Here is a 26,141-nt window from a genome sequence, read left to right on the forward strand (position 1 = left end):
ACCTGACCTGGGACGCACCATGACGCTGGACATCGCCGAGATCACCCGCATCCTCGAACCGCCGCACGGTACCCGGCCCGACCCGGACGCGTTCGTACAGGCCGCCATGGCCTGGCACTTCGACCCCGACACCGGATCACCGTTCTGGCTGAAGCGAGCCGCCACCCTCGACTTCGACCCCCGCAGCGACGTCCGCACCCACGCCGACCTCGCCCTCTTCCCCAACGTCGCCGGCGAACTGCGCCACGTGCCCGCCGCCGACCTCATCCCGCGCGGCTACGGGGACCGGGCGGACGTCGTGGGCGTCTACGAGAGCGGCGGCACCACCGGCGCCCCCAAGCGCGTGGTGCTGCTGCGCGAGTGGATGGAGCGCACCCTCGCGTGGAGCGACGCCGCACTGGACGCCCACGGCTTCCCGCGCGGTGTGGACTGGCTCGGCCTGGTGCCCGGCGGCCCGCACATCGTGGGTGAGTACTTCCGGCGCTCCGCCGCCACGCACGGCCGGCACGGCTTCTGCGTCGACCTGGACCCCCGCTGGGTGAAGCGGACCATCGCCGAGGGCCGCGGCGCCGAGGCGCCCTCCTACGCCGAGCACGTCATCGACCAGGCCGCCGAGGTGCTGCGCACCCAGGACATCGGCGTGATGACCATCACCCCGCCGCTGCTGGAGAAGCTGGTCCGCCGCGACGAACTCGTCGACCTGGTCAACGAGAAGGTCCGCGCGATCCGCTGGGGCGGCACCCAGCTCGACGCCGACTCCCGCCACCTGTACCGGACGGAGATCTTCCCGAACACGGTCCTCAGCGGAAACTACGGCAGCACGATGATCCTGGGCTTCGCGGGGGAGCGCGCGAACCTCCCCGACGACGCGCCCTGCGTCTTCGACACCCTCGACCCGTACGTGACCTTCGCCGTCGTCGACCCGGAGACCCGCCGGCCCGTCGCGTACGGGGAGCGCGGACGGGTCGTGGCCCACCACGTCAGCAGGTCCTTCCTGCTGCCCAACAACCTGGAACGGGACCTGGCCACCCGCATCCAGCCGCCCGAGGGCGGCATCGGGGACTCCGTCGCCGACATCGCGCCCGTGGACACCTTCGAGGACGAGAAGGTCATCGAGGGGGTCTACTGATGACGTCCGCACCGGGCGCGCCCGGAGGGGCCGGAGCCCTCGCCACCGAGCCGCCCGTCCCCGCCGGGTCCGCCGAGAACGCGCGGCCGCCCCAGCTCGACGCGCTCGGACCCAAGGGCCCCTACCGCGCCCGCAACCGCCTCACCGTCACCGACGTCACCGGCGCCGCGGCGGCCGAACTCAGCATGGTGCCCAGTGTGTTCGTGCACCGCACGCTGACCGCGCTGCGCCGTGCCGCGCCACCGGCCCCCGACGAACGCGCCGCCGCGCTGGTGCGTGCCGCGGAGCTGTTCAGCACCGGCACGGTGGCCGGCCGGTCCGTGGCCGAGCACGAGCACCTGGTCAGCCGGGTGGGCGGGGTGCCCATCGGTGTCGTACGCACCGCGACCCAGGCGATCGCCACCCGGCTCGCCGCCGCCTACGACAGCGCCCGGCGGGCGCGGCCGCAGGGCGCCGTCGACGACTGGCGCGACCCGCTCACCCGGGCCGGCCGCGCGGTGTGGGCCCGGCGTGGCGAGGTCTTCGCCGTGAACGCCGCCGGCAACCACCCCGGCACCCACAGCCTGTGGCCCGAGGCACTGGCGCTCGGCTTCCGGGTCGCGGTCCGCCCCTCGCGCCGCGAGCCGTTCACCCCGCACCGCCTCATCACCGCGCTGCGCTCGGCCGGCTTCGGCCCGGACCAGGTGGCGTTGCTGCCCACCGGTCACGACCTCGCCGGCGAACTGCTGAACGGCGCGGACCTCGGCATGGTCTACGGCGGCGACGACGTGGTCCGGCGCCACCAGGGCGACCGTACGGTGCTGACCCAGGGCCCGGGCCGCTCCAAGATCCTCATCACCGCCGACGTCGACTGGCGCGACCACCTCGACACCATCGTCGACTCGGTGAGCCACCACGGCGGCACCGGCTGCGTCAACGCCACCGCGGTCCTCGTCGAGGGCGACCCGGAGCCGCTGTGCGAGGCGCTCGCCGAGCGCCTCGGCCCCCTGCCCGCCCTGGCCCCGGACCACGACGACGCCGTGCTTCCCGTCCAGCCGGTCACCACCGCACGCGCGTTCGCCGCGCACCTGGCGGGCCGGGCGGCCGGCACCCGGCCCTGGCTGGGGGCCGACGGGGTGGTGGCCGAACTCGGGGACGGCAGCGCCGCGTTGCGCCCGGCCGTGCACCAGGCCGACCGCCCCGACGCGCCCCAACTGGGCGTCGAACTCCCCTTCCCCTGCGTGTGGGTCGCGCCCTGGACGCCCGCCGCGGGGGTGGCCGTGCTGCGGCACAGCCTCGTCCTGACCGTACTGACCCGCCAGGAGGAGCTGATCGACCGGCTGCTGGACGAACCCACCATCGGCAACGTGTACGTCGGCGACGTGCCGACGTACCGGATCGCGCCCGGACTGCCGCACGACGGCTTCCTCGGCGACTTCCTGATGCGGACGAAGGCGGTCGTGCGGACCTGAGCCGCCGCGGTGCCCGCATCACCCACCACACCCGAGCACCTCTCGAAGGGACCACCACACCCATGCACGCCGTTTCGTACACCGCCCAGTGGATGGCCGCGGCCCGCGCCCTGGAGTCCGAGCGCGAGGACGCCCTCTACGTCGATCCCCTGGCCCGGTCCCTCGCCGAGCCCAAGGGCTTCGAACTCATCGACCGCTACGCCGGCGGCGGACTGCTGCCGTTCATCTCCGTCCGCACCCGCTTCCTCGACGACGCCATCCGCGACCTGCTCGCCGACGGCACCATCGGCCAGGTCGTGCTGATCGCCGCGGGCATGGACACCCGGGCCTTCCGGCTGGACTGGCCGGACGACGTCGACGTCTACGAGGTCGACCACGCCCCGCTCATCGCGGAGAAGCGCCGCCGCCTGGACGCTCTGGGCGCCAAGCCCGCCGTGCGGCGGCACGAGGTCTCCGCCGACCTGACCCAGGAGTGGCTGCCCTCGCTGGAGCAGGCCGGCTTCGACCGGACGCGGCCCACCCTGTGGATCGCCGAGGCGCTGACGTTCTTCCTCACGGAGGAGCAGGCGGCCGGGCTGCTGCGCCTGCTGGCGTCGGCGTCCGCGCCCGGCAGCCACCTCGCCTTCGACATCCTCGGCCGGGCCCTGCTGCGCAGCCCGTTCTCCAAGCCGTTCCTCGACCGGCTCGCCGCCGACGGCACCCCGTGGATCTTCGGCACCGACGAGCCGGAGTCGTTCCTGACCGCCAACGGCTGGGACGTCGAGACGCTGAAGGAGCCGGGCCAGCCCGGCGCGGGGGAGGGCCGCTGGCCCTACGACGTGCAGCCCCGCGACCGCCGTCACGCCAACCGTCTGTGGCTGATCCGGGCGCGCCTCGCCGCACAGTGACACCCGGGAGACGGGACGGCGGCGCCGCGCTCCTGGGGCCACGGCCCCGGGAGCCCCGCCCCCGCCCCCGGAGGAGCCCCGGTCCCGCCGTGACCGGCGGGGCACCGGTCAGTCCCGGACGCCGAGCCGCTCCTTGAGTGCCCGGTTCTCCTCCGTCAGCATCCGCAGCCGCTCCCGCACCGGCTGCAGCGCCTGGGCGAGTTCGGCTTCCGAGTAGCGCGGGGTGATGTGCTTGGAGCAGTTCCAGAAGATGCCCTCGACCTGGATCACCATGAGTTGTTCGAGCGGGCCGTCCGTGCGCACGTCGGCGAGCGTCTCGTGGAGTTCCGGGTGCCGCGCCGGATCCAGGGTCTCGGCGCGGCCGAAGATCTTCAGCCGGGTGGGCTGCGCGTAGTCCATGAAGAACAGCGACACCCGGTCGTCGGAGCGCAGGTTGCCCGTCGTGATGTACTGCCGGTTGCCCCGTACCTCGACCCAGGCGAGGGTCCCGGCGTCCAGCACGTGCACGAAGCCGGGCGGCCCGCCGCGGAACTGGACGTACGGCCAGCCGTCCTCACCGGTGCTGGCGAGGTAGAACCCGTCGCGGGCCGAGATGAAGGCCTCTTCGGCGGGGCCCAGCCGGTCGGGCTCGGCGGAGTCGAGCGCGAGCAGCCGTGCCATGGCCAAGGCACTGCCGCGCTCCTCCTGGACACCCCGGACGCTCTCGGTGAACGCCAACTGTGCATACCGGCTCATTCAGTCCCCTTGAGGTCGTCGCCGCCGAAATGTGGTCGATCGTCGACCTTATCGACCCCGCCTCCACCCGCAAAGGGAAGCCCGTTCCGGCGGGCTGTGCGGCACCGCGGAACCCGCCACGGCGCCAACGCCCGTCGCCGGCAGGGTACTTGCCCTCATCAGCGGGGGCGTCACGCGCCGTCACCGGCCGTCAGCTCCGCTGGAAGAACTCCACCTCCGCGACCGCGACATGACGGCCCGGGGCCAGTCCCGTGACCGACCGCAGCACCAGTCGCACGCTCACCACGTCGCGGAACCCCGTGGTGACGGTCTGCGGACCCGGCTTGTCGCTCAGCGTCACCGCCTTGCGGTGCACGGAGCCGTCCGCCGCCGTGACCTCCAGATCCATCCCGAGCGCCCGGGCCTGTGCGGCGTACCGCTCCGGCGACGCCGACGCGCCGTTCGTCACGATCAGGTCGACCAGCCGGAACGGCTTGCCGAAGGTGTACGTCACCGAGGCACCGGGCTTCGCGGCGGCCCAGTAGCGGTTGCTCAGGCCGTCCGTGGTGTTCGACGCCGGGTGCGAGGGCAACTCGGCGCTCGCCCTGACACCCACCGGCGTGACCGCCTTGGTGCCGCCCAGTTTGTCGCGGGTGTCCTCGAACAGGGCCCGGCCCGCGGGCAGCAGCAGGAGACCGGCCACGCACAGGGCCACGACCACGGCCAGGATCACCACGAGGCGTACCCCGCGCCCGGAGCCCGCCCGCACCCGGCGCCGAAGCGGCCACACGGTCCGCCACCACGGCAGTTCCGCGGGCGCGGACACCGGGTTCAGCGGGGTGGCGCAGCGGCGGCAGAACCGGCGGCCCGGCGGGTTGGGCGTGCCGCACACGGGGCAGGGCGGTCCGGCCACCTCCTGCGACGCCGCCACGGGCCGCACGACGGGGCGCGGAGCGACCGGCTTCGCCGGCCGCACGGGCAGCACCGGCTCGGCCTGCGGCGCGGTCGGGCGCGAACGCGCCCCGGGCGTCCGGCGGTTGCCCGCCGCAGGGCCGTCTCCGGGTGGTGATGACGTACGTGCCGACGGGTCCGGCGTGCTCCTCGACGGGTCCGGCGTGCCGCTCGACGGGGCCGGCGTGCCCCTTGACAGGTCCGGCGTGTTCCTCGAGGGGGCCGCCGCAGCCGTCCCCGGTGCCGGATCCGTGCCCGGCCCGGTGCCGGCCGCGGTTCCCGGTACGGCGCCCGCCACCGGCCCCGGCTCCGGGCGTGCCGGCGGCTCCGGTTCGGGGCTTGCCGCCGGGCCCGGCCGCGTGGGCGGTGCCCCGGGGCCTGTTTCGGGGTTGGCTGCTGCTGGTGCTGGTGCTGGTGCTGGTGCTGGTGCTGGTGCCGGTGCCGGTGCCGGCTCGGGGCCGGCCGCGGGGTCCGGCTCGAGGGCAGGGGTGCGCGCCGAGGCGCCGGCTTCGCCGTCGGACCAGCCCAGGTAGGAACCGCAGTTGCCGCAGAAGTCGTCATCCGGGCCGACGGACGCCCCACAGACATGACAGGTGCGCATCGCGTCAACTCCCTTCGCCGGCGGGCGGCCCGGGCAGGATCTCCACCCGGCACGAGACGTGCACGGGGCACGCGTCCCGCACGATCTCCCTGACCCGGTCCTCGTCCACGTCCTGATCGCGGCCCGGCCACACCCGGACCACCACCTCGCCGGCGGCCGCGGGCGGCAGGCCGGCGCCCGCGGAACGGGACCACACGGCCCCACCGTCATCCGCGACCTCGGCGTCCACCCCGAGGGTCAGCCGCAACCGCTCGACCAGGCCGCGCCGGGTGCCGCGCCGGCGATGCAGCTCCACCGCACGGGCCACCGCCTCCCGGCGCAGCTCCGCGGGCCACGCGGGGTCGTCGGCGGCACCCACCCAGGACGCCAGCCAGGCGACGAAGTCGAGCGGCGCCACCCGGGGGTCCAGGTAGGCGGGCAGATTGTCGAGGGCCGAGAACACCGGGGCCAGGACGGTGTCGAGACCGGCCGTGAACCGCTGGGCGAAGTCGTCGTCGGCGTACAGCGCGGGCAGTTGTGCCCCGATCGGGTGCCGGCTCGGCAGGCCCGGCACGGCGGCGCGGCTCATCCCCGCACCTCCGGCTCGAGGGGCTGCACGACGACCTGGTGCTGGTAGGAGAACACCAGCGCGCCCGGGGCCACGTCGATCCGGTCCACCGGCGCACCGCGCCGCCCGGTGACCGGATCGGCGGCGAACAGCCGGATGTCCTCCACCAGCGCGTCACCGGTGGCCCGTTGCAGCACGCCGAACACCTCGCCGTACTGCACCGGCCGCCCGAACGGCCACCCGGTGCCGTCCGGCCCGCCGTGCAGCGGATCGAGGTACCCGAACAGCGCGGCGAGCGCCGCCTCCCGGACCCGGTCGACGTCGGCGGGCGCCGCGGCGAGCCGGGCCACCGCGGTCACCCCCTGGTAGACCGGTGGCTCCACCACCAGCCGGGTCCCGATCAGCCGCCGTTCGTCCAGGCTCGCGGTGACCGCGGCGAGCACCTGGTCGGACGGGATCAGCTGTTCGAACCGGAGCCGGTCGCCCTCGTCGGCCACCGCGTCCGGCACCACCAGCACCCGCACCGTGCCCGCCCCGTCCCCCGCGGGCAGACAGCGCACCCGCCGCACCGAGGGGGCCGCCTGGCGGCTGATGGTCTCGTAGTCCTCGGCGGTGACCGCGCGCTCCTGCATCCGCAGCGCCTCCGGGGCCCGCAGCTTGGCGTTGGCGAGCAACTCGCCGTCCACCCCGCCGCGAGCCGCCTCCCGGTTGGTGACGCGCGCGATGTACGGCACCGAACTGCGCAGCACCGAGATCGCGCCGCGGGCCACATTGCCGGCCGGGCCGCCCCCGGTGCGGTAGCGGGACACCCGGATCTGCGCGCCCTTCTCCGGTACCGCGCCGCACAGCCGCAGCGTTCCGTCCGGTTCGCGCAGGGCCGGGGCGAAGACGAACTCGCCGGCGGTGGCGTCCACCCGGACGTGCCGGTCGGCGGGCCCCGAGCGGCCGAAGTGCTCCACCACCTCCCAGCGTTGCCAGCCGTCGGCCGAGGAGACCTCCACCACCGGCGGCTCGCCGTCCAGCAGCACGGGCGGCCGGCCGAGCCGGAAAGCCTGCCCGGCCACTCCCTCCGAGGTGCCCAGCGGGACCTCGGTGACGGTCTCGGCGTGCTCGGCCGCGACGGTGCCGCCGATCGTGAACACCGTCGCCTCCCGCACCGTCGGGGACTCCGAGTAGAACGGCTGGCCCGGCTCCGCCTCGGTGACCCGGCAGCGCAGCCAGCCCGCACGGAACCCGCCGATCACGGACGCCGTGTGCCCGGCCGGCACGTACACGATCACCTCGCCGGGCCGGTTCAGGCCGCCGGTGGTGTCGTCGCCGGTCTCGCAGACCTGCCAGCGGCCACCGTCCCACGCCTCCCAGACCAGCGGCGGCTGGCGCGGGTCCACGCCGACCCCCTCCACCCGGCTGTCCAGGCGCACCGCGACCACACACCGAGGCACCGGCGTGGGCAGTCCGAACAGCAGCGCGTCACCCGGCTCGGGGGCCGCCTGGAAGCAGGGCACGTCGCGCCCCTCGGCGAGGTCCCCGGTCCGGTCGGTCTGGTCACCGCCCCGGGGCGCGGTCACCAGCCGGACCAACTCGCTCGGGATGATGCGCAGTTCGTCCATGGTCGCGAACACCACGGGCTCCTCCGTCTCGCCGTCCGCGGTGGTCACCTCGGTGCCGGCGGGCAGCGTCACCGTGTCGGGCTGCGGCGCCGACAGCCAGAAGTCGACCTCGGCACAGGCCGCGGCCGGCGGGAACAGCCGGATGCCCAACAGGTCCAGGAACGCCGTGTAGTTCTTGTCCGGCACCCGGTTCAGCCGGTACAGCAACTGGTCCACGAGGTACGCGAACGTCTCGATCAGGGTGACGCCCGGGTCGGAGACGTTGTGGTCGGTCCACTCCGGGGCGCGCTGCTGCACGTACCGCTTCGCCTCGTCGACGAGTTGCTGGAACCGCCGGTCGTCCAGGTTGGGGGAGGGCAGGGCCATCAGTCCGCGACCGCTTCCTCGGCCCCCTCCTCGGAGGGGATCGTGTAGAAGGGAAACACCAGGTTGCGCCGGTCGTTGGTGGACCGCACCGTGTAGCGCACGTCGATGTAGAGGGTCCCGGCGTCGACCGCGTCGAAGGCCACCACCACGTCGTCCACGGCGATCCGCGGCTCCCACCGCTCCAGGGCCTCGCGCACCTGCTGGGCGATCCGGCCCGCGGTGGCGCCGTCACCCGGCGCGAAGACGTAGTCGTGGATGCCGCAGCCGAACTCCGGCCGCATCGGGCGTTCGCCGGGCGCGGTGCCCAGCACCAGACGGATCGCCTCCTCGATCTCCCGGTCCCGCTCCACCAGGGCGATCCCGCCGGTCGGTCCGACCCGCAGCGGGAAGCCCCAGCCGCGGCCGATGAACCGCTCGCTCATCACACCCCTCCGATCAGGACGTTCGGGGCGCCGGTCAGGATCATCGCGCCGCACGCGGTCCGGTCCCGCGCCCGCGCCGCCGGCAGTCCGCCGACGAGCACCGTGCCCGTGGCGAGAGCACCGGGGGCGGGCATGATCACGTTGGCGGGTCCGGTGGCCGCGTGCGGCGGCATCGGGCAGGTGTGCAGGCTGCCCACGACGGCGGCGGGCTTGCCGCCGATGAGCACACGCGCGACCGCGGCGGCGGCGCCGGGCGGCGGGGTGGCGATCACGCCGCCGTGGTCGGTGGGGTCGCCGGTACGGGCTGCGGCGGGCATGCCGGGCTCCTCCAGACAAGGTCACGGCCGTCGACGGCCGGGGGGGTGCGGGCTGGGGCTGACGAGTGGGAAGACCAGGGCTACGGGCTGACGGGCGGGAAGACCAGGGGCTACGGATTGACGGGCGGGAAGATCAGGGGCTACGGGCTGACGGGAGATGGATCAGGGGGCCATGGGCTGACGGGCAGGTGGACCAGGGGACAACGGGCTGTGGCGCTGACGGTTCGGCGGGCTGACGGGCAGGCAGGACGCGGGCCGGTGCACCGGTGGCGGGTATCAGTTGATGCGTACGAGGTCCGCCTTCAGCACCCCCAGCAGGCCGCCGTCGAGGGTGAGGCCCGCCTGCCCGGTGACACCCACGGTCCGGCCCCGCACACTGACCGCCGTGGTGCCGTCGACCTCCACGGCGCCGCCCTTCACCAGGACCTTGCCCGTGCCCGCGTCGAGCGTGATGCCCCGCTCGTCCAGCACGATCGAGGACAGCGCCCTGCGGCCGCCGGCGGCGAACACCGTCATCTCGATGGTGTCGGTACGGTCGTTCAGCACCACTTCCAGCCGCTCGTCCGCGGTGCGCAGCCGCACCCCCGAGGGGCCCGGGGCCCGGGCGTCGAGCAGTTCCAGCCGGTGCCCCGAACGCGACACCAGCGAACGGCGGTTGACCTTGCCGCTGGTCCCGTCCACCAGCGGTACGTCGTGCCGCGACGGCTTGTCCACGCCGTTGTAGAGGCCGCCGATGACGTACGGGCTGTCCAGCAGGCCCTGTTCGAAGCCGACCAGCACCTCGTCGTTGACCTCGGGGCTCACCACGCCGCCGCCGCCCCTGCCGCCCCACTGCACGGTCCGCACCCAGTCGGTCACGTACGTGTCGTCCAGCCAGGGGAACTTGAGCCTGACCCCACCGCTCTGGGCGCCGCCCGGCTCGCGCACATCGGTCACCACGCCGATCGCCAGGCCCGGGATGCGCGGACCGCGGCCCGGCGCGTTCGCACCGGTCACGAGGCCCGCCAGCGAGCGGTCCGGGCTGGCGCTGACCCACAGCGTGGTCCGGTAGCCGCCGTTCGGCTCCAGGCTGTGCTGCACCGCCGTGGCCGTGTACCGGCCGGAGAACGCCTGCCCCACGTTGCCGAGCGCGACCGGCAGGCCCGCCCGCAGCCGCGGATTGCCCTCGGCCACCGCCTCCAGCTCGCCGAAGCGGGAACTGACGTGCGCCGCCGTCGCCTTCGCGACCGCCGTCGTCTCGGCCTGGGTGCGGTACGGAGTGTCCGTGACGGTCAGCTTCGCCGCCGCCCCGAACCGGGAGGCCAGCGCCGGACTGAGTCCGGGCAGCACCGTCTCGCTGGTCACCGAGGGAGCCCGGGCCACCAGCGGCGTCTTGGTGGCGGTGTTCCATCCGCGCACCTCGACCGAGCCCGCGCCGTCCGCGGCCGACAGCGAGGCACGCAGCGCCAGCAGGTCCCGGCCGTACTCCAGCACCATGGGATTCTGCGTGGCCGGCGTCGACGGCGCCGGCGCGGCGGAGGCCTTGTCGGGCCGGGTGAACTGGAGCAGCCCCTTGTCGTCGACCCGCACCTGCGCACCGCTCTCGCCCGCGAGGTACTGCAGGAAGTCCCAGTCGGAGACGTTGGCCTGGGACAGCTGCTTGTAGGTGACCGGAGCCGCCTCCACCTTCCCGCAGGGCAGGCCCGCCCCGGCGGCCACCTTGCGGACGATGGCGGCGGCCGTCATGTTCCGGTACGCCACCACCTTCCGGCCTCGCTGGAGCCGGTGCGCCCTGGAATAGGCGCGCACGACCGTGAAGGACCCGGTGCCGTCCCGGTCGATCTCCACCCCCGTGACCTCGCCGTCGAACAGTCGTTCACGCTGCTGCCCGGCGACCGTCACCACCGACACCCGAAGAGGCGTGCCGAGGGTGATGCGGGTCGCCTTCAGGAACTCGTGGTCGGGATCGCGGTAGGTCAGCACCGCGGAGTCCGGCAACCCCACGTTCTCGTCCACCACGCAGCCCACCAGCTGCGCGGCCCAGATCTGCGGCAGCTCCTCGGGCGCCTCCACGACGGGATCCGCCGCGAACAACCGGCCGCCCCGTGCCTCGGGTGTGGTCACCGCTCCTCCTCACCGCCCGTGTCCCCGAGGGCGGGCACCACCAGTTCGGTGCCCGGTACCAGGGACATCGGGTCGTCGATCCCGTTCGCCTCGGCGATGACCCGCCAGGCGGTCGCGTCGCCGTACTCCCGCCAGGCCAGCAGCGCCAGGCTGTCCCCGGCCACCACCGTGTGCGTGCTGCGCGCCGTGCGCGCGCCGGAGGTGGGGTTCTGGCCGGGCGGGTCGACGCTCGCCTCCTCCACCGACAGCGCGCAGGTCGCCCGCAGCGGTTTGCCGTCCACGTCGAACAGCGTGTACGTCACCGACAGACTGGACAGCACCCCGTCGAACGACGTCGTGCGGGCGGTGCCCCACTCGAACCGGACCCAGGGACTGGCCGGCTTCTTCCGCGCGAGACTCGCCGGCGTCGGCACACACGCCTTCATCAGCTTCTCGACGGCCTGTTCCACCGAGTTGTCGTGCGTCGAGGTCGCGTCGAGGAACACCTCCAGGCTCAGCTCGCGCGGCCCGCTGCCCACGAACTCGGGCAGCGCCGACTGCCCCGCCATGCGGGACGGACTGCGCCGCCATGCGGTGGTCTTGCGCAGTTCGAGCGTGGTCGGGTTGAACTGGAGGTTCAGCCGCGCGATGGTCCCGCCCGGCTTCGCGCCCACCGCGGCCGGCGGTTCCCTCAGCGTCAGCTGGGCCCGGGCCCGGCTGGTGCGTGCGCCAGAGGACATACCGGGGGGCTCCTTCCGTACGGATCGGGGGTGGGGGTCGCCCGGGGGGCGGCCGTTCGCCGGTGGCGGGGCGCGGGGACGTCAGGAGGGACGCAGCCCCTCGTGGGCGATCTCCAGCGTCTCCACCGCCGGTTCGGAGGAGGACGGGTCGAAGGACGGCCCCTGCCACCGCACCGGCACGATGCCGAGCACCTGCCAGCTGATGATCCGGGTCAGGTCCGGTTTCAGAGCCACGATCTCCCCGTCCTTGGGCTCCACCCGGCGCAGCGTCTCGTCGAGCCAGCGGCCGATCTTCGCCGTGTCGGCGGTGACCGGCCGGGTGAGCGTGATGTTCGACCAGGTGACGCGGCCGGGCAGCTGCCACGTGAAGCCGTTGTTGCCGCCCTCGGCGTAGCTCTCCATCTCCACCTCCGCCCCCATGCCGGAGCAGGTGTGAAAGGCCCCCAGGTCGTTGCCGCCGATCGCGAGCCGGAAGAACACGCTCGTGGCGAAGATGTTGTCGGTCATCCCTTGGTCATCCGTTCCCTGTTCTCAGCGGTGTCCGTCGTAGGGGCGGCCCGCGCGTTCCCGGCCGCGCCGCAGGTCGGCGCGGAGCAGCCGGGACACGGGCTCCAGCAGGCGGCGCGCCAGGTCGTCCAGGTCGATCCCGGGGTCCTGCGCCCCCGCCGGCCGGGCGGACCGCATCGCGGGGGCCTTCGCGGGCGGCTTCGCGGGCACGGGTGGTGCGGACGCCGACCGCCGCCGTCCGCCCGCCGGCGACATCTCCCGCTGCACGGCCTGCCTCGGCGCGCCGTCGGCGCGCCCGGACGCCGTCGCGGGCACCGCGCGGACCACGGGTACGGCGGAGCCGGGCGCCGCCACGCCGGGCGCCGGGACACCGGGCGCCGCCGGGGAGGCCGGCCGGCCCTGGAGCGGGGCGGTGTGCGGATCGGTGACCGGCGGTACGGCCGTGCCCACCACCGCCTCCGCGCCGGTCGCCCTCCGCTGGACGGGGGCGTCCGGCCGTACGACGGGGACGGTCCGGGGCGACGCCACGGGACGAGCGGCGCCCGGCACCGGCATGTCCGCGCTCCTCCCCGGGCTGCCGGCGCTTCTCCCCGGGCTGTCCGCGCTTCCCGCCGGGCCGGGGGCGTTGGGCCGCATCCGGGCCGTCTGCTGGAACCCGGCTCCGGCGGCGGCCGGTTGCGCGGGCGCGCCGGCCCCGGTGAATCGGGGCCCCACCGCGGCCGGTCCCGGGACCGCACCCGTCGTCGGCGCGTACCGCGCCTCCGTGGCGGAGTCCGGTTCACGGCGCCAGGAGGCCGCTACGACGGGTCGCGCGGCGGCGCGGCCGGCCACAGGCGGCGTCATGCCCTCCGGGGCACGGGTGCCGAGGGTGAGCGGGCGCGCGGCCAGCAGCGCCAGCGTGCGGGGCGACGACGCGGAGCGCGGCGCGGATTGCTGGACGGTGTCCGCCCCCCGATCGACGGCGTGCGGCGGCCGGCCCGTGACGGCGGACGGCCACGGGGCCGGGGTTTCCCGCCCACGACCGGACACGGCGACGGCCCGGGCGACGACGGGCCCCGGCGCTCCCGTCTCACCCGAGACGTCACCGCCCTCCCGCTTTCCGTTCCGGGCGGCGGACCCACCGCGCGCAGCACGCCCGTCGGCCACGGGCGCCGGGTGCTCCGGTACGACCGCGCGCCGCCAGGAACCGGCCGAGTGCTCTGCTACCACCGCGCGTTGTACGGTTCCGGCCGGGCGTTCCGGTACGACCCCGCGTGGAGCGGGTCCGGCCGGGTCCTCCGGTACGACCGTGCGCTGTGCGGATCCGGTCGAGTGTTCCCTTGCGTCCGTGAGTTGTCTCTGCCCGGCCAAGTGCCCTGGTGTGACCGTGCGTTGTACCGGACCGGGCCCGGCGGCGGCCGCCGGTGCCGGCCCGGGGGCGCCCGGTGACACCAGGGGTGTGGCGGGGGTTCGGGCGGCACCGGGAGGTGAGGCCGAGACGCCCTCAGCCGTGGAGGAGGCGCCGGTCCCGGTGGACGGAGGGCCGGCCGCCGTCGCGCGCTGTGCGGTGTCGGCCCCGCCGAGCAGGGGTGCGTCACCGGCAGGGAGCGGGGAAGCGCCCGCGAATCCGTCCGCAGCGGCACCGTCCGGGCGCACCGGGGCGCGCTGGACGTCGGCTGCGGCGTCGTCCGCACGTGCCGTGGTGCGCCGGACGTCCGGTCCGGCGCCGTCCGCACGCGCGGGGGTCCGCTGGACGTCCGATGCCGCCGGAGGCCTGGCGGCGGGGGAGTCGGCAGTCCCGCCCGGGGGACGGGCCGTTGCGTCGGGACGGCCGGTCGGCCGGCCCGGGGAGCCGGGCGGGGCGTGCCGGCCGTCGGCGCCCGCCTGGAGTGGCGGGCCGGCGGTCGGTGGCAGCGCACGCAACGGTGCTCCCAGACCGCCCCGGGCACGAGCGCCGGACGCCGAGGCAGACCCCGAACCGGAAGCCGGACCGGACGGCGTCCCCGGACGAGCCGGTGCGCGTTGCGTCGAGGGGGTGGCGGGGGCCGCGGGGCCGGCCGGTGCCGTGCCATCGCCCCGGGTCGCAGGGACGACGGGTCCCGAGCCATTGCCCCGGACCGCGGGGGTGGCCGGTCCGGAACCATCGCCGCGGACCGCAGGGGTGCCGGCGTTCGGGGTCGTGACGGCTCCTCCGGCATGGGGGCTCGACGCGGTACCGGTGCCGTCCGCCCGGCGCTGGAGGATCGGCAGCGCCGGGCCTGCCCCTGCCGTGGGGCGGCCGCCGGTGGGATCGCCCGCGTCTGGTCCGTTCGGATTCAACAGCCTTGCGGTCGACGGCAGTTCGCTGATCGGCTCGCCCAGAGGTGGGCGACCGCCGGGGCGCGCCGTAGCCGCGGATCGCTGCACCTGGGACGCGGCCCCCGGGCCGCTTTGGGCTGCGGTGCTGGTGCTGGTGCTGGTGCCCGGCTTCGGTGCCGGGCCGGTGTCCGGGAGCGGGGCCGTCTGGAGAACCGCGCCCGGCAGGCCGGCGGGCCGCAGTGCCGCGATCCGGCGCGGTGGTCCAGGTGTCCGCCGGGCCACGGTCAGCGCGGGGCCGAGCGGGCGCGGGCGGACGGCGCCGGCGTGCTCGTGCCGGGCCGAGTCGGCCGGTGCGGTGGCACGTTGGACCACCCCGTCCGAGGACGCAGGTCCCTTCCGCTCGGTCCCCGGCCGGGTGCCGGTCCCGGCTCCGGGTGCCGTACGGCGGCCGGACGTGCCGTCGCCCGGCCCCCCTGACCCGCCGGGTGCCACGGGGCCGCCGGGGCCGCCGGTGGTGGAGTCCGGTACGACGGCGATCCGTCGTACCAGCGGGAGTCGGGGTACGGCCCCCGCGGCGGGTTCCGCCTTCGGTGTCACCGCCGCCCGTGACCGGCGCTGCAATCGGGGCCCGGGCGAGTCGGGCGACCCTCCCGCGTCGGCCGCGGTGCCGGCCTCGGCGGCGTCCGGGGCGTCCGGACGAGGCGGTCGCAGCAGCAAGGGCCCGCCGCCGTCGGCACGCGGGGCGCGCGGTCCGGCCGGGCGGGTCATGCCGTGGACCAGGCCGGCCGGGGCGGAGGACAGCAGCGCATGGCCGAGGCCCGCGTCGAAGGAGGGGTTCTGCCAGGAGGCGAGGCCCGAACGGAAGGCGAGCCCGTCGCTGACGCCGAGCGGCGCACGGGCCACGGTCAGTACCGGCGGCGGGCTGTGGCGCCAGCCGCCGTCCCAGTCCCGCGGCACGGTCGAACCCGCTGCCCCCGCTCCGGCGGCCCCGGAACCGGAGGCACTCCCGGCACCGGATCCGAACACACTCCCGGAACCGGAACCGGAACCGACATGACCGGGCCCGACCGAACCGGATCCGGCCACACCGGCCCCGGCCGTACCGGACGCAGCCGTACCGGACGCAGCCGCACCGCCCGTGCCGGCCCCGGCCGCAGTGCCCCTACCGGCCCCGGTCGTAACACCCCCAGCCGCACCGCCCGCAGCAGTACCGCCCGCAGCCGCACCAGTGGCACCCGACCCGCCCACACCGGACCCGCCCGCACCCGCGGTGATCCGGCGGCGCCGTACGCCCCACCATGCCATGAGGTCAACCACCCTCGTTCACGCGGGTGTTGATGCGGGCGATCTCGGACACCCACTGCAGGCGCTCGGCGTGGGTGAGGTCGAGGATCTCCTCGCGCTGCCAGTGGAAGTGGTAGGCGACGTACGCGATTTCCTCCCGGAGCCGGGGGAGCGCGTACGTCACGATTCCCCCAGGCGCCCACCCGAGAGGTCCACCTCGAAGGCGCCCTCGCAGTGCGGACAGGTCACCGCTGCGCGGGTGTGCCCCTCGCTGTTGACACGGCGGTAGAAGTCCTGGAGGAACGCCACGTCGGTGGCGTACATCCGTTCCACGACCCCGGCGTGCACGTCGGTGACGCTGCCGATCCGGGTGATCACCTGGCTCAGCAGCACCACGCTCAGGTAGGCCGGATTCTCCTTGACCCGAAGGTCGATCTGCGGCCGCAGTTCGTCCCGCGCGGTCGCGAGGCGCATCGCGCCGTGCCGGTGCACGGTGCCCTCCTCGTCCACGTACCCGCGGGGCAGCTCGAACTCGAACTCCGTGCGCAGCCCGTGCTCCTGGCGGGCCGCGGGTCGGCCGGCCGATGCCTGCGGCTGCTGCTCGGATGCGGAGGCGGGCGCCGTCACCTCGAGGATCTCCTCCAGGCTGCCCGCCGTCACCGTACGGCGCCTCATTCGACCACGATCTCCTCGAACACGATCGTGACGGACTCGGTGGCCGGGGAGGACTCGCCCGCCTTCAGCGACGGGCCCTCCCACTTGGAGGCCCAGCCCTGCATCAGCTGGATACGGCGGACCGTGTTGCCCTCGGAGTCCTTGATCTCGATGGTGAGGTTCTGCCGTGCGGAGTTCACGGCGCCGTTGTTCAGCGTCTCCTTGATCCATTTGGTGAACTCGCTGCTCTGGTCGAGTCCCCTGGTGATCGTGATCTCACCGGCCTGCCGGGCGCCGGGCTGCTTGCGGATGATCTGCTTGCCCTCGGCGCTGACCTGCTTGACCTCGACGACCTCCTCCTCGACGGTCAGACCGCTGATCTCCTGGATCGACTCGACGAGGTACCCGCCGAGCTGTACGCCGAAGACGTGGGTGGAAAGCGCATCGCCCGTTGCCATGACTGTCCGTCACCTTTCCTGCCGACCCGGGGGTCACTCGTCGATGAGGCTGGTGCTGTCGGAGAACTGGGCCAGCCGGAACACCACGAACTCGGCGGGCTTGACCGGGGAGACGCCGATCTCACAGACCACCCGGCCCTGGTCGATGGAGGCCTGCGGGTTGTTGTCGCGGTCGCACTTGACGTAGAACGCCTCGTCGGCGGTGCGGCCGAAGAGCGCGCCCCGCCGCCACTCCTCGCTGAGGAACGCGGTGACGTTGCGGCGGATGCTCGACCACAGCCGGTCGTCGTTCGGCTCGAAGACCACCCACTGGGTGCCCAGCAGGATCGACTCTTCGAGGTAGTTGAACAGACGCCGGACGTTCAGATAGCGCCAGGCCGGGTCCGAGGACAGGGTGCGGGCGCCCCACACCCGGATGCCGCGGCCGGGGAAGGCCCGTACGCAGTTCACGCCGATCGGGTTGAGCAGGTCCTGCTCGCCCTTGCTGAGCCGGACCTCCAGGTCCACCGCACCCCGGATCACCTCGTTGGCGGGCGCCTTGTGGACCCCGCGCTCCGCGTCGCTGCGCGCCCACACACCGGCGATGTGCCCGCTCGGCGGGATCGAGGTGTTGCGGCCGGCCGCCGGGTCGAAGACCCGCACCCACGGGTAGTAGACGGTGGCGTAGCGCGAGTCGTAACCCGCTTCGTCGTTGCGCCAGTTCCGCACCTGCTGCGCGGTGAGCCCGGGCGGGGTGTCGAGGACCGCCACGCGGTCGCCCATCTGCTCGCAGTGGGAGATCACCGCGAGCTGTACCGTGCGCACCCCTTCGGCGTCGATGTCGCCGCGCTGGTAGGCGCCCATCAGGTCCGGGACCGCGACCATGGTGATCTCGTCGATGGCCTCCAGGCCGGAGAACCCGGTCCGGGCCGAGGCGTCGCCGACGTACTCGGCCGGGTCGAGCCGGGCCACTTCGCCGGAGGCGGGCGCCGCGGGCGACGCCGGGGCGTCCGGTACGGCGACGGTCTGGGCGGCGGGGCGGACCTGGGCGGTGTCGCGCTGCTCGGTGACCTCGATCAGCTTCGAGGCACGGACCTGGCCGACCACGTACCCCTTGACGTTCTTGCGGGTGGAGACGTCGTACGTCTCGGCCACCTGGTCGCCCTGGCGGACCAGCAGCTTGAAGCGGTCCTCGGGCGGGTTCTCGCCGTCCGGATCGGCGATCTCCACGGACACCCCGGTGACACCGGGGCGGGCCGCGATCAGGAACCCGCCGAGCGCCACGGGGTCGACCGCCCGGGTCTCCCGGGAGGGCCGGCCGTTGCCGGCCGCCGGGGCGGCGGAGTCCTCGGCGGACCCGCCGATCCGCACCACGTAGGCCGCGCCGCCGCCGTTGGAGAAGTAGCCGTACACGGCGTGCGCCAGAAAGGTTCCCTCGGTGAAGCCACCGAACAGCTGGGTGTACTGGTCCCAGTTGGTCACCAGGGTCGGCTCGTGGAACGGCCCGGTCTGGGCGAACCCGACGAACGCGGCGACGGCGGTGCCGACCCCCTCGATCGGGCGGGCACCGGACTGCACCTCCTCCACGTACACGCCCGGGGTGAGGTACGTCGGCATGCTCGCTCCTTCGTGTTCCTTCGGATCACCTGCGTCGATGCCGAGTCTCCGAGGCCCGTCCGGGCCGGCGACAGGGGCGGGCGGACCTCGCCGGGGGCAATCACGCTGCCTTTCCGGACGCCCGCGAGGACCGTACGGTCGCCCCGCCCGGCCGTCCGGCGCCGCCCGCGGGTGCCCTCGGGGTGGCGGTCCGGCGCCGCCCGCACGGGGGCCGCGGGTGTCCTCGGGGGTGGCCGTCCGGCACCGCCCGCACGGGATGCGCGGCAGCGTTCCGGGTGCCGTCCCGCGCGCCCGCACGGGTCTGCGGCGGTGCTCCGCCCCGGCGCCGGCCACCCGCGCTGCCGTGCGGGGGCCGTGCGGGGCAACCCTCAGCCCGCGGTCAGCGCCTCCCGCGTCCACGGCCCGAACTCGCTCTCCAGGACCAGCCGGCCGAGCTTGCGGTACTCCCGGGCCACCGCCGTCATCAACTGCCGCATGGTGAGCGGCTCGGCGGACTCCGCCGCCAGATATGCGGCGGTCACCGCGCAGGCCCGGATCGAGCCGCCGGCCAGCTCGAAGCGGTCCGCGCAGAACCCGAGATCCACGTCGCCGGCCCGCGGCAGACGCTCACCCAGGCACCGGTCCCACAGGGCCAGCCGCTCCGTGGCGTCGGGCACCGGGAAGTCGGCGACCACGTCGAGCCGCCGGGTGAACGCCTCGTCCAGGTTGGCCCGGAGATTCGTGGTCAGCACGGCGATCCCGTCGAACGACTCCATGCGCTGCAGCAGATACGCCGACTCGATGTTGGCGTGCCGGTCGTGCGCGTCCTTGACCTCCGAGCGCTTGCCGAAGATCGCGTCGGCCTCGTCGAACAGCAGTACCGCGTTGACCGCGGACGCCTCGGTGAAGATGCGTTCCAGGTTCTTCTCGGTCTCACCGACGTACTTGTCGACGACCGTGGACAGGTCGACCACGTACAGATCCATGCCGAGGTCCGCGGCGACCACCTCGGCGGACATGGTCTTGCCGGTGCCCGACTCGCCCGCGAACAGCGCGATCACGCCGCGCCCCCGGCCGCCGCCCGGGCGCATCCGCCACTGGCCGAGGACCTGCTCGCGATGGCGGGCGCGGACGGCGAGTTCGCGCAGTCTGCGCCGGGTCGGCGCGGACAGCACCAGGTCGTCCCAGCCGACACCCGGCTCCACCCTGCGGGCCAGCCGGGCGAGGCCCGCGCCGTTCTGCGCCCGTACGGCGGAGCGCAGATCGTCGGCAGTGACCGGGCGGTCCGCCAGCGCGGCGCCGCGTACCGCCGCCGCGGCGGCGCGGCGCAACTGTCCGCCGTCGAGGCGGTGTGCGGCGACCGCCCGGGCGAGCCCGGCCACGGCATCGGGGGTGATGCCGTCGGCGCCGGCCCGGTCGAGGGCGTGCCGCCAGCGCGCGGCCTGCCGCGCGGGAGAGGGCGGGGGCACCGGCAGGACGACCGGGGTGTCGGCCGCCCACGTCGTGTCCCAGCTCTCCGTGCCGTACACGAACAGCGGTGTGCCGCGCAGGGCCGAGCACAACTCGCCGATACGGCGGGACCGTTCGCCGGGTTCCGCGGGCAGGGACTCCAGCGGGCCGAGGATGACGCCGGCTCCGGTCAGCCGGGCCTCCAGCGCCGCCACCCGGGCGAGCGCGGGCACGTCGCCGGAGCGCCGGGCGAGTGCCGCCGCGTCCAGGACGAGCGGGCGCAGGCCGGCCGCGCGCAGGGCCGCGGCGGCGAGGCCCGGGGCGTCGCCGCCGCGGCTCAGCAGATGTACCAGGCCCGTGCCGGAGCGGGCCGCGCCGGCCGCCCGGAGGACGTCCGCCGCCTCCGCCGTGGGATCCTCGCCTGCCTCGCCGATCACCTGGGTGAGCCGGGCGTCCGGCTCGGCGGCGCCCAGCAGGTGCGCGGTGACCCGGTCGGGGACGGCCAGCACCCGCGACAGCGGCGGCCGGTCCGGTTCGGTCACCTCCACGAGACCGCCCGCGACCAGCGGTGCTCCGGGGGAGAGGCGGAACCGGGCGGCCGACGCCGCCGCGAGGCCGCACAGCTCCAGGGCCAGCCCGACGGTCGGGCGACGGCGGGTCAGGTCGTCATTCAGATAGCCGTAGAGCCGCTCGAAGCGGGGGTCCAGATCCGGCGCGAGGGCGACCAGCAGCAGATCGGTGTCCAGCGGCGTCAGGCCGAACCGCTCGGCGAGCGTGCCGAGCACGGAACCGGCGGGCGGCGGCAGCGGCTCGTACCCCGGCACGTCGAGGCCGCCGCTCCCCTCCAGGATCCGTTCCACCGCCTCCGGGGCCAGGTACTGGCCCCGGTAGGGGTCGTCGGGGTCGGGGTCGCCGGCACGGCGGGCCGCCACCGCGTGCCGCACCCGCTCCTCGACCATCCGCAGCCGCGACCACAGGGCATCCACGCCCCCGCCCCCCGCGCCGCCGCCGGGATCACCCGGGCTGCCCGCGAAGCGGACGGCGGTGGCGCTGTCGCGGGCCGCGCCGAGAGGGTCGGTGCTTCCCGGTGTGCCGGAAGTGCCGTTGGAGCCAGGGGTGTTGGTGATGTCCGGTCTGTCCGAGGTGTCGGTGGGGCCCGGCGTGCCCGAGGGGTCCGGGTGGGCGGCGCCGGGGGTGCCGGTTCGCGTGGGGTGGGTCATGGCTGTCGGTCTCCTCGGCGACGGCGGGCGGGGGCGGGGCGGCGCTCGCGTGGACCGGCGAAGCCGTCGGGGCCCGGGTCGTTCACCCCCTCGTACCGCAGCCGGCGCCCCGGCACCGGGTCGCCGTCGGGCTGCCGGGCGGCGGAGCGGATCACGAGCCCCTCGGTCACCGGTGGCGCCGCGGCCTTGCTCACCCCGGCCAGCGGCGCGAGCACCCGCACGCCGAGCGAGGCCTTCAGCTCCCCGCCGAGCGCCGACCACACGTCGGCGGCGGCCGGCGCGTTGAGCGTGGCCCCGGCGGTGTCCAGAACCACGCTCAGGCCGAGTTCGGCGAGCGTGCCCGTCAGCAGCCGCGCGGGCAGCGTGTCGGCGGCCACCAGCGTCGCCAGCACCTGCGACAGCAGCCGGTGCTCGTCCTGCGGGCGGCTCGCCCACGCCGTGACCAGGTACGTCAACTCGAACCAGCGGGGCGGGCTGCGCCGCGCCACCACGTACCCGTCCGCGTCGTGGACCTCTCCGGCGCCGCTGCCACGCCGGGTGGCGTCCTCCCGGATGTCGTACAGGAACAGGCAGACCGTGGGGGCGTTGCGGCGCGCCGCCCAGTCGCGCGTGGGGGCGTCGAAGGCGACCTCCACGCCGGAGGCCTCCAGCCCGGACTCGCCGAGCAGGCCGCGCAGCGCTTCATCGACCTCGTGGATCACCGGCGGGTCACCTCGTCGGGCGGCTGCACGCTTCCGTTCACCACCAGGAAGCGGGTCTTCACGGGCGAGAACCCGGGGCCGCGCGCGGTGATGGTGCGCGGTCCCGTCTGGTCCTTCGTCAGGATGAGGAGCTGGCCGACGAACGTGCCGTCCGGCTTCGGCACGGTCGGTGCCGCAGCCGCGGTGATCCCCGGCCTCCACGCGAACCGCACCGGCGCCCCCGGCGGGAAGTCCTTGCCGCGCACCGAGGTGACGAAGCCGGGCTTGCCGATCGGCGGTACGGCGACGATCCGGGGCTGGAGGATCCGCAGCCTCGCGCGTGCCGTGTTGTCGCTCCGGTCGGCGTCCGTACCGGTGGTGGTCAGGACGCCGGTGACGCGTCCGGTCAGTGCCCGGTCGGGGGACAGCACCACCCGTACGACCGTGCCCGCGCCCGGGGACAGGTCGCCCAGGGCGCACACCCATGAGGCGTCGCAGCCCGCGGGCGGTCCGGCGTTCGGGATGCCGGCGGGCAGCCCGATGCGCAGCCGCAGCCCGGTGGCCAGCGCGTTGCGGCCGTTGCGCACGGTGTAGGTGACCACCACCCGGCCGCCGACGTAGCCGGGTTCGGGCCGGGCGGCCACCCGCACCCCGGGTCCGGCCTTCGGCGCGGGCGGCACCGGCGGCACGGGCGGTACGGGCGGCACCGGCATGGTCGGGGTGGGAGGCGCCGGGGTCGGCGGGGTGGGGCTGGGGGGCGGGGTCGGCGGGACGGCCTCGCGCACCGGCACCACGGTCCGGCCGGCGTTGTCGCCGGGCCGCGGGTCGACGACGCTGCCGGAGACGGACCAGTCCACGGGCCGGTCGCCGGGGACGAGGCCGGTCACCGTCACGGTCACCGGTACGGTCGCGCCGGCCGGCACCACCCCGAGGTCGCACTGGAGGGAGGCGGCGTCGCAGGCGCCGCCGGGCCGGCGGATCCCGGTGACGTCCACACCGGCCGGCGGCGCGACGGTCAGGCGGGTGCCCGGTGAGGCGGCCGGCCCGTGGTTGACGACGTCGACGCGGACGTCGGTGGACGCGCCGACGGTGACCGCGGGCACCGTGCCCGGGGCCCGCACCGCGAGGTCCACCGACTGCTGGACACCGGGCTCCTTCTGCCGCCCCGGCAGTTCGCCGGTGAGCGGCGACAGCCGGCCGCTCGCCACGTCCAGCACGCTCAGTTTCTCGGGCGCGTCGACGGGCAGGCCGCTGCGGGAGCTGATGACGACGCCCGTGCCGTCCGCCGTCCAGGCCGCGTCGCGCGGCTGGTGCGGGCCGGTGGCGGAGGTGTCGGGCAGTTCCCGCCGGCAGGCGTCGGGCGTGCCGCGGGCCGCGTGGGGCAGCAGGACCCGGCAGTCGTCGCCGGACACGGAGGTGAGCAGGATGCCGTTGCGTTCGTCGATGCGGCCGGCGCCGTTCTTGCGGTTGAACGCGATGGAGCGGCCGTCTGGGGAGAACGCGGGACTGTCGTCGATGACGGCGCAGTTGCCGGGGCAGACCGCCGCGCTCAGGTCGCGCTGCCGGTCGAGGGCGTTCACGGGCGCGGTCCAGACGTGCTTGTTGCCGCCACCGCCGTCGATCACCGCGTTGCGGGTGAAGGCGAGGGTGGTGCCGTCGGACGACCAGGCGGGCTGGGCGTCGCCGCCCGCCGGCTGCCCGGCCGGCGGCACGATCTCGTGCACGATGGCGCCGGTGGCGGCGTCGGCGATCAGGATGCGCCCGCGATCCGGGGCGGAGTCGCCGCCGGGTGAGTTCCGGGTGAAGGCGAGGTACCTGCCGTCGGGGGAGAAGGCGGGGTCGGTGTCCCGGTCGTTCGGGCCGCGTCCGGCGAGCGGCATCGGCGCCCGGTTCGAGCCGTCGGCGTCCACCGTCCAGATCCGCTCGATCCGCCGGGCGGGGCCGTCCTCGAACCGGGTGACCACGATACGGCGGCCGTCCGGCGTGTAGTTCTGCCGCTCGGTCCACGGGTCGTACCCCGGTGCCGGATCGAACAGCGGGTCCTTGGCGGGATCGGTGTTGGTGTCGGCCGCCGGATCCTCGTTCAGGATCGGCAGCCCGAGATCGCGGGGGTCCGCGCCGTCGGCCCGGACGTCCTGCAGCGTCACCTCGTGCGGACCGGCCGCCGAGATCCGGTCCACCACCACGTAGCCGCCGTCCAGCGGGCCGACCCAGGTGGGCGAGCCCACCGCGCGGTCCTCGCTGAGCACCAGCTGCGGGGTCTGCTCCGACCGCTCGCGCACCCGGAACACATGGTCCCAGTCGCCCTCGCAGTCACAGGTGCGGTCCGGACTGAGGAACAGCACGTCCTCCCCGTCGGGCAGCCAGGCCGCCCCGTGCGTGCGCCACTGAGCCTGCGTGCCCGCGAGGAGCGGCTGGTCCCCCGACGCCCCGCCGGTCACCCGCAGCCGCGGTCCCGTCGCCGCGTCGGCGGTGAACGTGTAGGCGAGGAGATCGCGGTGCGCCGCGTCGTCCACCGGGTTCCAGACGGGCTCCGTGGCCGCGCCGCCGAGCGTGCCGGTGACCCGGGTCGCGGCGCCCCCGGCCAGCGGCCGCACATAGATCTGCTCCCCGGCCGCGGGATCGCCGTTCCCGGCGTACGCCAGGAGCCGGCCGTCGGCCGACACGGTCGGGCACTCCTCGTCGGACGGCGTGCCGGTGAGCCGGGTCAGGCCGGTGCCGTCGGTGCGCACCAGCCACAGGTCCCGCTGGGTACGGCCGTCCGGGCCGCCCGGCTCCGCCGAGTCGAACACCACCGCCGCGCCGTCCGGGGTCAGCCGGGGGTGGGCCGCGTCCCGGCCGTCGGTCAGCTTGCGCACCGAACCGTCGGCGGCCCGCAGGTAGATCTGCGGGTGCTTGTCGTCGCGGCGGCCGGCGAACACCGTCGTGTCGCCCAGCGCCGACGGCTGGACGTCGTAGTGCGCCGGGCCCGCCCCGAACAGCGGGTCGCTGGAGGTGGTGGTGGCGACCCGGCCGAGACTGCGGTGTCCGGTGCCCGCGTAGACGATCCGGGTGGCGGGAGCGGCCGTTGGCTCCGGCCGGGGGCCGGCGCTGCTCGGCCCCGAGGCGGCCGTCACCGCGAACAGCGGCACCAGCAGGAGCAACGACGCGCCGAACCTCCCCAGCCGGCGCCGTCCGCCGGGGCCAGCGGTGCCGTTCACGGTCCACCTCGCAGTCTCGGGACGTCTGGGTGTGCCCCGCCACCGTGCGGTACGCGCCTGGTGCGCGACAACAGCGGCGGGGGCCGGACCGGGGGAAGCGCCCACTGCGCTTTCGGGCAGCGCCCGGGTGACCGGACGGTCCTCAGATGAGCCCGTTGCGCAGCGCGTAGCCGACCGCGTGGGCCCGGTTGCGCAACTGCAGCCGTGTGGTGATCTCGTGCAGCACGTTCTTGACGGTGCGTTCGGAGTAGGCGGTCTTCTGCGCTATCTCCGAGGTGTCGAGCCCCTCCGACACCAGGCGCAGCATGTCCGCCTCACGGGCGGTCAGCGTGGACAGGGACAGCGCGTGCGGATCGAGCGCGGAGCGCTGCAGGCCGCCGACGTGGGTCAGTAACCTGCCCAGCAGATCGCCGGGCAGCACCCCCTCGCCGTTGGCGAGCGCGAGCACCAGGTGCAGCAGCCGGTCCTGGTCGGCCTCGGTGCGCCGCAGCACCGCGGACACCCCGCACTCGATCACCCGCTGCAGCGCGGCGGACTCGAACGTGCCGACCACCAGGCCGGTCCGGGTGCCCGGGTTGCGCTGCAACCGCTGCAGCAGGGCTATCACCTCGTCGTCGACGGCGTCGACGACCACCAGCGAGGTCCGCGCCCGTTCCGTCTCGGCGTCGGGGAGCAGTTCCAGTTCGGGGCGCTGCCGCAGCTGATGGACCACACCGATGCGCAGCACCAGGTCCTGCGCGTAGACGGCCACGGTCACCCGCTGCGCGGGCACGGCGGGGGAGGGAGAGGGGGAGGGGGAGGAACCGGGTGAGCCGAGGGCGGTCACGGCCGGGTTCCCTTTCACGGAGCCGGACATGGCGGTTTCCAGTTTCATGAGGGGGGGCGGACGGTGGGACGAGGTCAGCGTCGGGGGGAGGCGCCCGCCGGTGGGGCTGTAAGTGGGTCAACTGACCTGCCGATCAGTGGAGTTGACATTGGCCGCTCGGGACACGCCGACTGCCCGGGTGTTGCCCTCGCACC

Annotated in this window: 21 protein-coding genes; 3 read left to right on the forward strand and 18 right to left on the reverse strand. The window is 75.1% G+C overall.

The genetic code is table 11. The features are described 5' to 3' along the window. Window positions 1-19 precede the first annotated feature (19 nt). From ABVB68_RS22645 to ABVB68_RS22655, 3 genes are all read left to right on the forward strand, one after another. A complete protein-coding gene (locus ABVB68_RS22645; protein WP_353602923.1) occupies window positions 20-1,129 on the forward strand; it encodes a phenazine antibiotic biosynthesis protein in 1,110 nt (369 codons plus the stop codon). Further along, the gene (locus tag ABVB68_RS22650; RefSeq protein WP_353602924.1) at window positions 1,129-2,580 is read left to right on the forward strand and encodes an aldehyde dehydrogenase family protein; all 1,452 of its coding nucleotides are present in this window, start codon (window positions 1,129-1,131) and stop codon (window positions 2,578-2,580) included. Before ABVB68_RS22645 ends, ABVB68_RS22650 begins: the two co-directional genes overlap by 1 nt. Before the next feature lie 62 nt (window positions 2,581-2,642). After that, window positions 2,643-3,467: a class I SAM-dependent methyltransferase gene (locus ABVB68_RS22655; RefSeq protein ID WP_353602925.1), complete on the forward strand. Its 825-nt coding sequence runs from the start codon at window positions 2,643-2,645 to the stop codon at window positions 3,465-3,467. A gap of 108 nt (window positions 3,468-3,575) precedes the next feature. On the opposite strand, the gene ABVB68_RS22660 is transcribed toward ABVB68_RS22655, so the two are convergent. The 18 genes from ABVB68_RS22660 to ABVB68_RS22745 form a co-directional block, all read right to left on the reverse strand. After that, window positions 3,576-4,202 carry a pyridoxamine 5'-phosphate oxidase family protein gene (locus tag ABVB68_RS22660; protein ID WP_353602926.1) on the reverse strand — a complete coding sequence of 209 codons (627 nt, stop codon included), beginning with the start codon at window positions 4,200-4,202 and terminating at the stop codon, window positions 3,576-3,578. A gap of 190 nt (window positions 4,203-4,392) precedes the next feature. Then, complete coding sequence (locus tag ABVB68_RS22665) at window positions 4,393-5,112, reverse strand: NADase-type glycan-binding domain-containing protein (RefSeq protein WP_353602927.1); 720 nt, start codon at window positions 5,110-5,112, stop codon at window positions 4,393-4,395. A gap of 625 nt (window positions 5,113-5,737) precedes the next feature. Further along, window positions 5,738-6,301, reverse strand: a complete 564-nt coding sequence (locus tag ABVB68_RS22670) for a phage tail protein (protein WP_353602928.1) — start codon at window positions 6,299-6,301, stop codon at window positions 5,738-5,740. Then, entirely contained in the window at window positions 6,298-8,256 is a 1,959-nt protein-coding gene (locus ABVB68_RS22675) for a putative baseplate assembly protein (RefSeq protein WP_353602929.1), read from the reverse strand. Before ABVB68_RS22675 ends, ABVB68_RS22670 begins: the two co-directional genes overlap by 4 nt. Then, window positions 8,256-8,678 carry a GPW/gp25 family protein gene (locus ABVB68_RS22680; protein ID WP_353602930.1) on the reverse strand — a complete coding sequence of 141 codons (423 nt, stop codon included), beginning with the start codon at window positions 8,676-8,678 and terminating at the stop codon, window positions 8,256-8,258. Before ABVB68_RS22680 ends, ABVB68_RS22675 begins: the two co-directional genes overlap by 1 nt. After that, entirely contained in the window at window positions 8,678-8,995 is a 318-nt protein-coding gene (locus ABVB68_RS22685; RefSeq protein ID WP_353602931.1) for a PAAR domain-containing protein, read from the reverse strand. The genes ABVB68_RS22680 and ABVB68_RS22685 overlap by 1 nt, the downstream gene beginning before the upstream one ends. A gap of 276 nt (window positions 8,996-9,271) precedes the next feature. Next, window positions 9,272-11,098, reverse strand: coding sequence for a VgrG-related protein (locus tag ABVB68_RS22690; RefSeq protein WP_353602932.1), 1,827 nt, complete (start codon window positions 11,096-11,098; stop codon window positions 9,272-9,274). Continuing rightward, window positions 11,095-11,817 (reverse strand): CIS tube protein, encoded by a 723-nt coding sequence (locus ABVB68_RS22695; protein WP_353602933.1) that lies wholly within the window; start codon window positions 11,815-11,817, stop codon window positions 11,095-11,097. The genes ABVB68_RS22690 and ABVB68_RS22695 overlap by 4 nt, the downstream gene beginning before the upstream one ends. A gap of 81 nt (window positions 11,818-11,898) precedes the next feature. Then, window positions 11,899-12,324 (reverse strand): phage tail protein, encoded by a 426-nt coding sequence (locus tag ABVB68_RS22700; RefSeq protein ID WP_353602934.1) that lies wholly within the window; start codon window positions 12,322-12,324, stop codon window positions 11,899-11,901. A 24-nt stretch (window positions 12,325-12,348) separates the two neighbouring features. Next, window positions 12,349-12,879 (reverse strand): hypothetical protein, encoded by a 531-nt coding sequence (locus ABVB68_RS22705; protein ID WP_353602935.1) that lies wholly within the window; start codon window positions 12,877-12,879, stop codon window positions 12,349-12,351. Window positions 12,880-15,910: 3,031 nt separating this feature from the next. Beyond that, window positions 15,911-16,069, reverse strand: coding sequence for a DUF6760 family protein (locus ABVB68_RS22710; RefSeq protein ID WP_353602936.1), 159 nt, complete (start codon window positions 16,067-16,069; stop codon window positions 15,911-15,913). Further along, a complete protein-coding gene (locus ABVB68_RS22715; protein WP_353602937.1) occupies window positions 16,066-16,560 on the reverse strand; it encodes a hypothetical protein in 495 nt (164 codons plus the stop codon). The genes ABVB68_RS22710 and ABVB68_RS22715 overlap by 4 nt, the downstream gene beginning before the upstream one ends. Continuing rightward, window positions 16,557-16,997 (reverse strand): phage tail protein, encoded by a 441-nt coding sequence (locus tag ABVB68_RS22720; protein WP_353602938.1) that lies wholly within the window; start codon window positions 16,995-16,997, stop codon window positions 16,557-16,559. Before ABVB68_RS22720 ends, ABVB68_RS22715 begins: the two co-directional genes overlap by 4 nt. A 33-nt stretch (window positions 16,998-17,030) precedes the next feature. Beyond that, window positions 17,031-18,593, reverse strand: coding sequence for a phage tail sheath family protein (locus tag ABVB68_RS22725; RefSeq protein ID WP_353602939.1), 1,563 nt, complete (start codon window positions 18,591-18,593; stop codon window positions 17,031-17,033). A gap of 368 nt (window positions 18,594-18,961) precedes the next feature. Further along, on the reverse strand, window positions 18,962-20,980 hold the full coding sequence (locus tag ABVB68_RS22730; protein WP_353602971.1) for an ATP-binding protein: 2,019 nt from the start codon (window positions 20,978-20,980) through the stop codon (window positions 18,962-18,964). A 257-nt stretch (window positions 20,981-21,237) separates the two neighbouring features. Beyond that, the gene (locus tag ABVB68_RS22735; RefSeq protein WP_353602940.1) at window positions 21,238-21,942 is read right to left on the reverse strand and encodes a Pvc16 family protein; all 705 of its coding nucleotides are present in this window, start codon (window positions 21,940-21,942) and stop codon (window positions 21,238-21,240) included. Beyond that, complete coding sequence (locus ABVB68_RS22740; protein WP_353602941.1) at window positions 21,939-25,121, reverse strand: hypothetical protein; 3,183 nt, start codon at window positions 25,119-25,121, stop codon at window positions 21,939-21,941. Before ABVB68_RS22740 ends, ABVB68_RS22735 begins: the two co-directional genes overlap by 4 nt. A gap of 142 nt (window positions 25,122-25,263) precedes the next feature. Then, window positions 25,264-25,995: a helix-turn-helix transcriptional regulator gene (locus ABVB68_RS22745; RefSeq protein WP_353602942.1), complete on the reverse strand. Its 732-nt coding sequence runs from the start codon at window positions 25,993-25,995 to the stop codon at window positions 25,264-25,266. Between the last annotated feature and the right edge of the window lie 146 nt (window positions 25,996-26,141).

The organism is Streptomyces sp. NPDC096012, assembly GCF_040426375.1.
GTDB lineage: Bacteria > Actinomycetota > Actinomycetes > Streptomycetales > Streptomycetaceae > Streptomyces.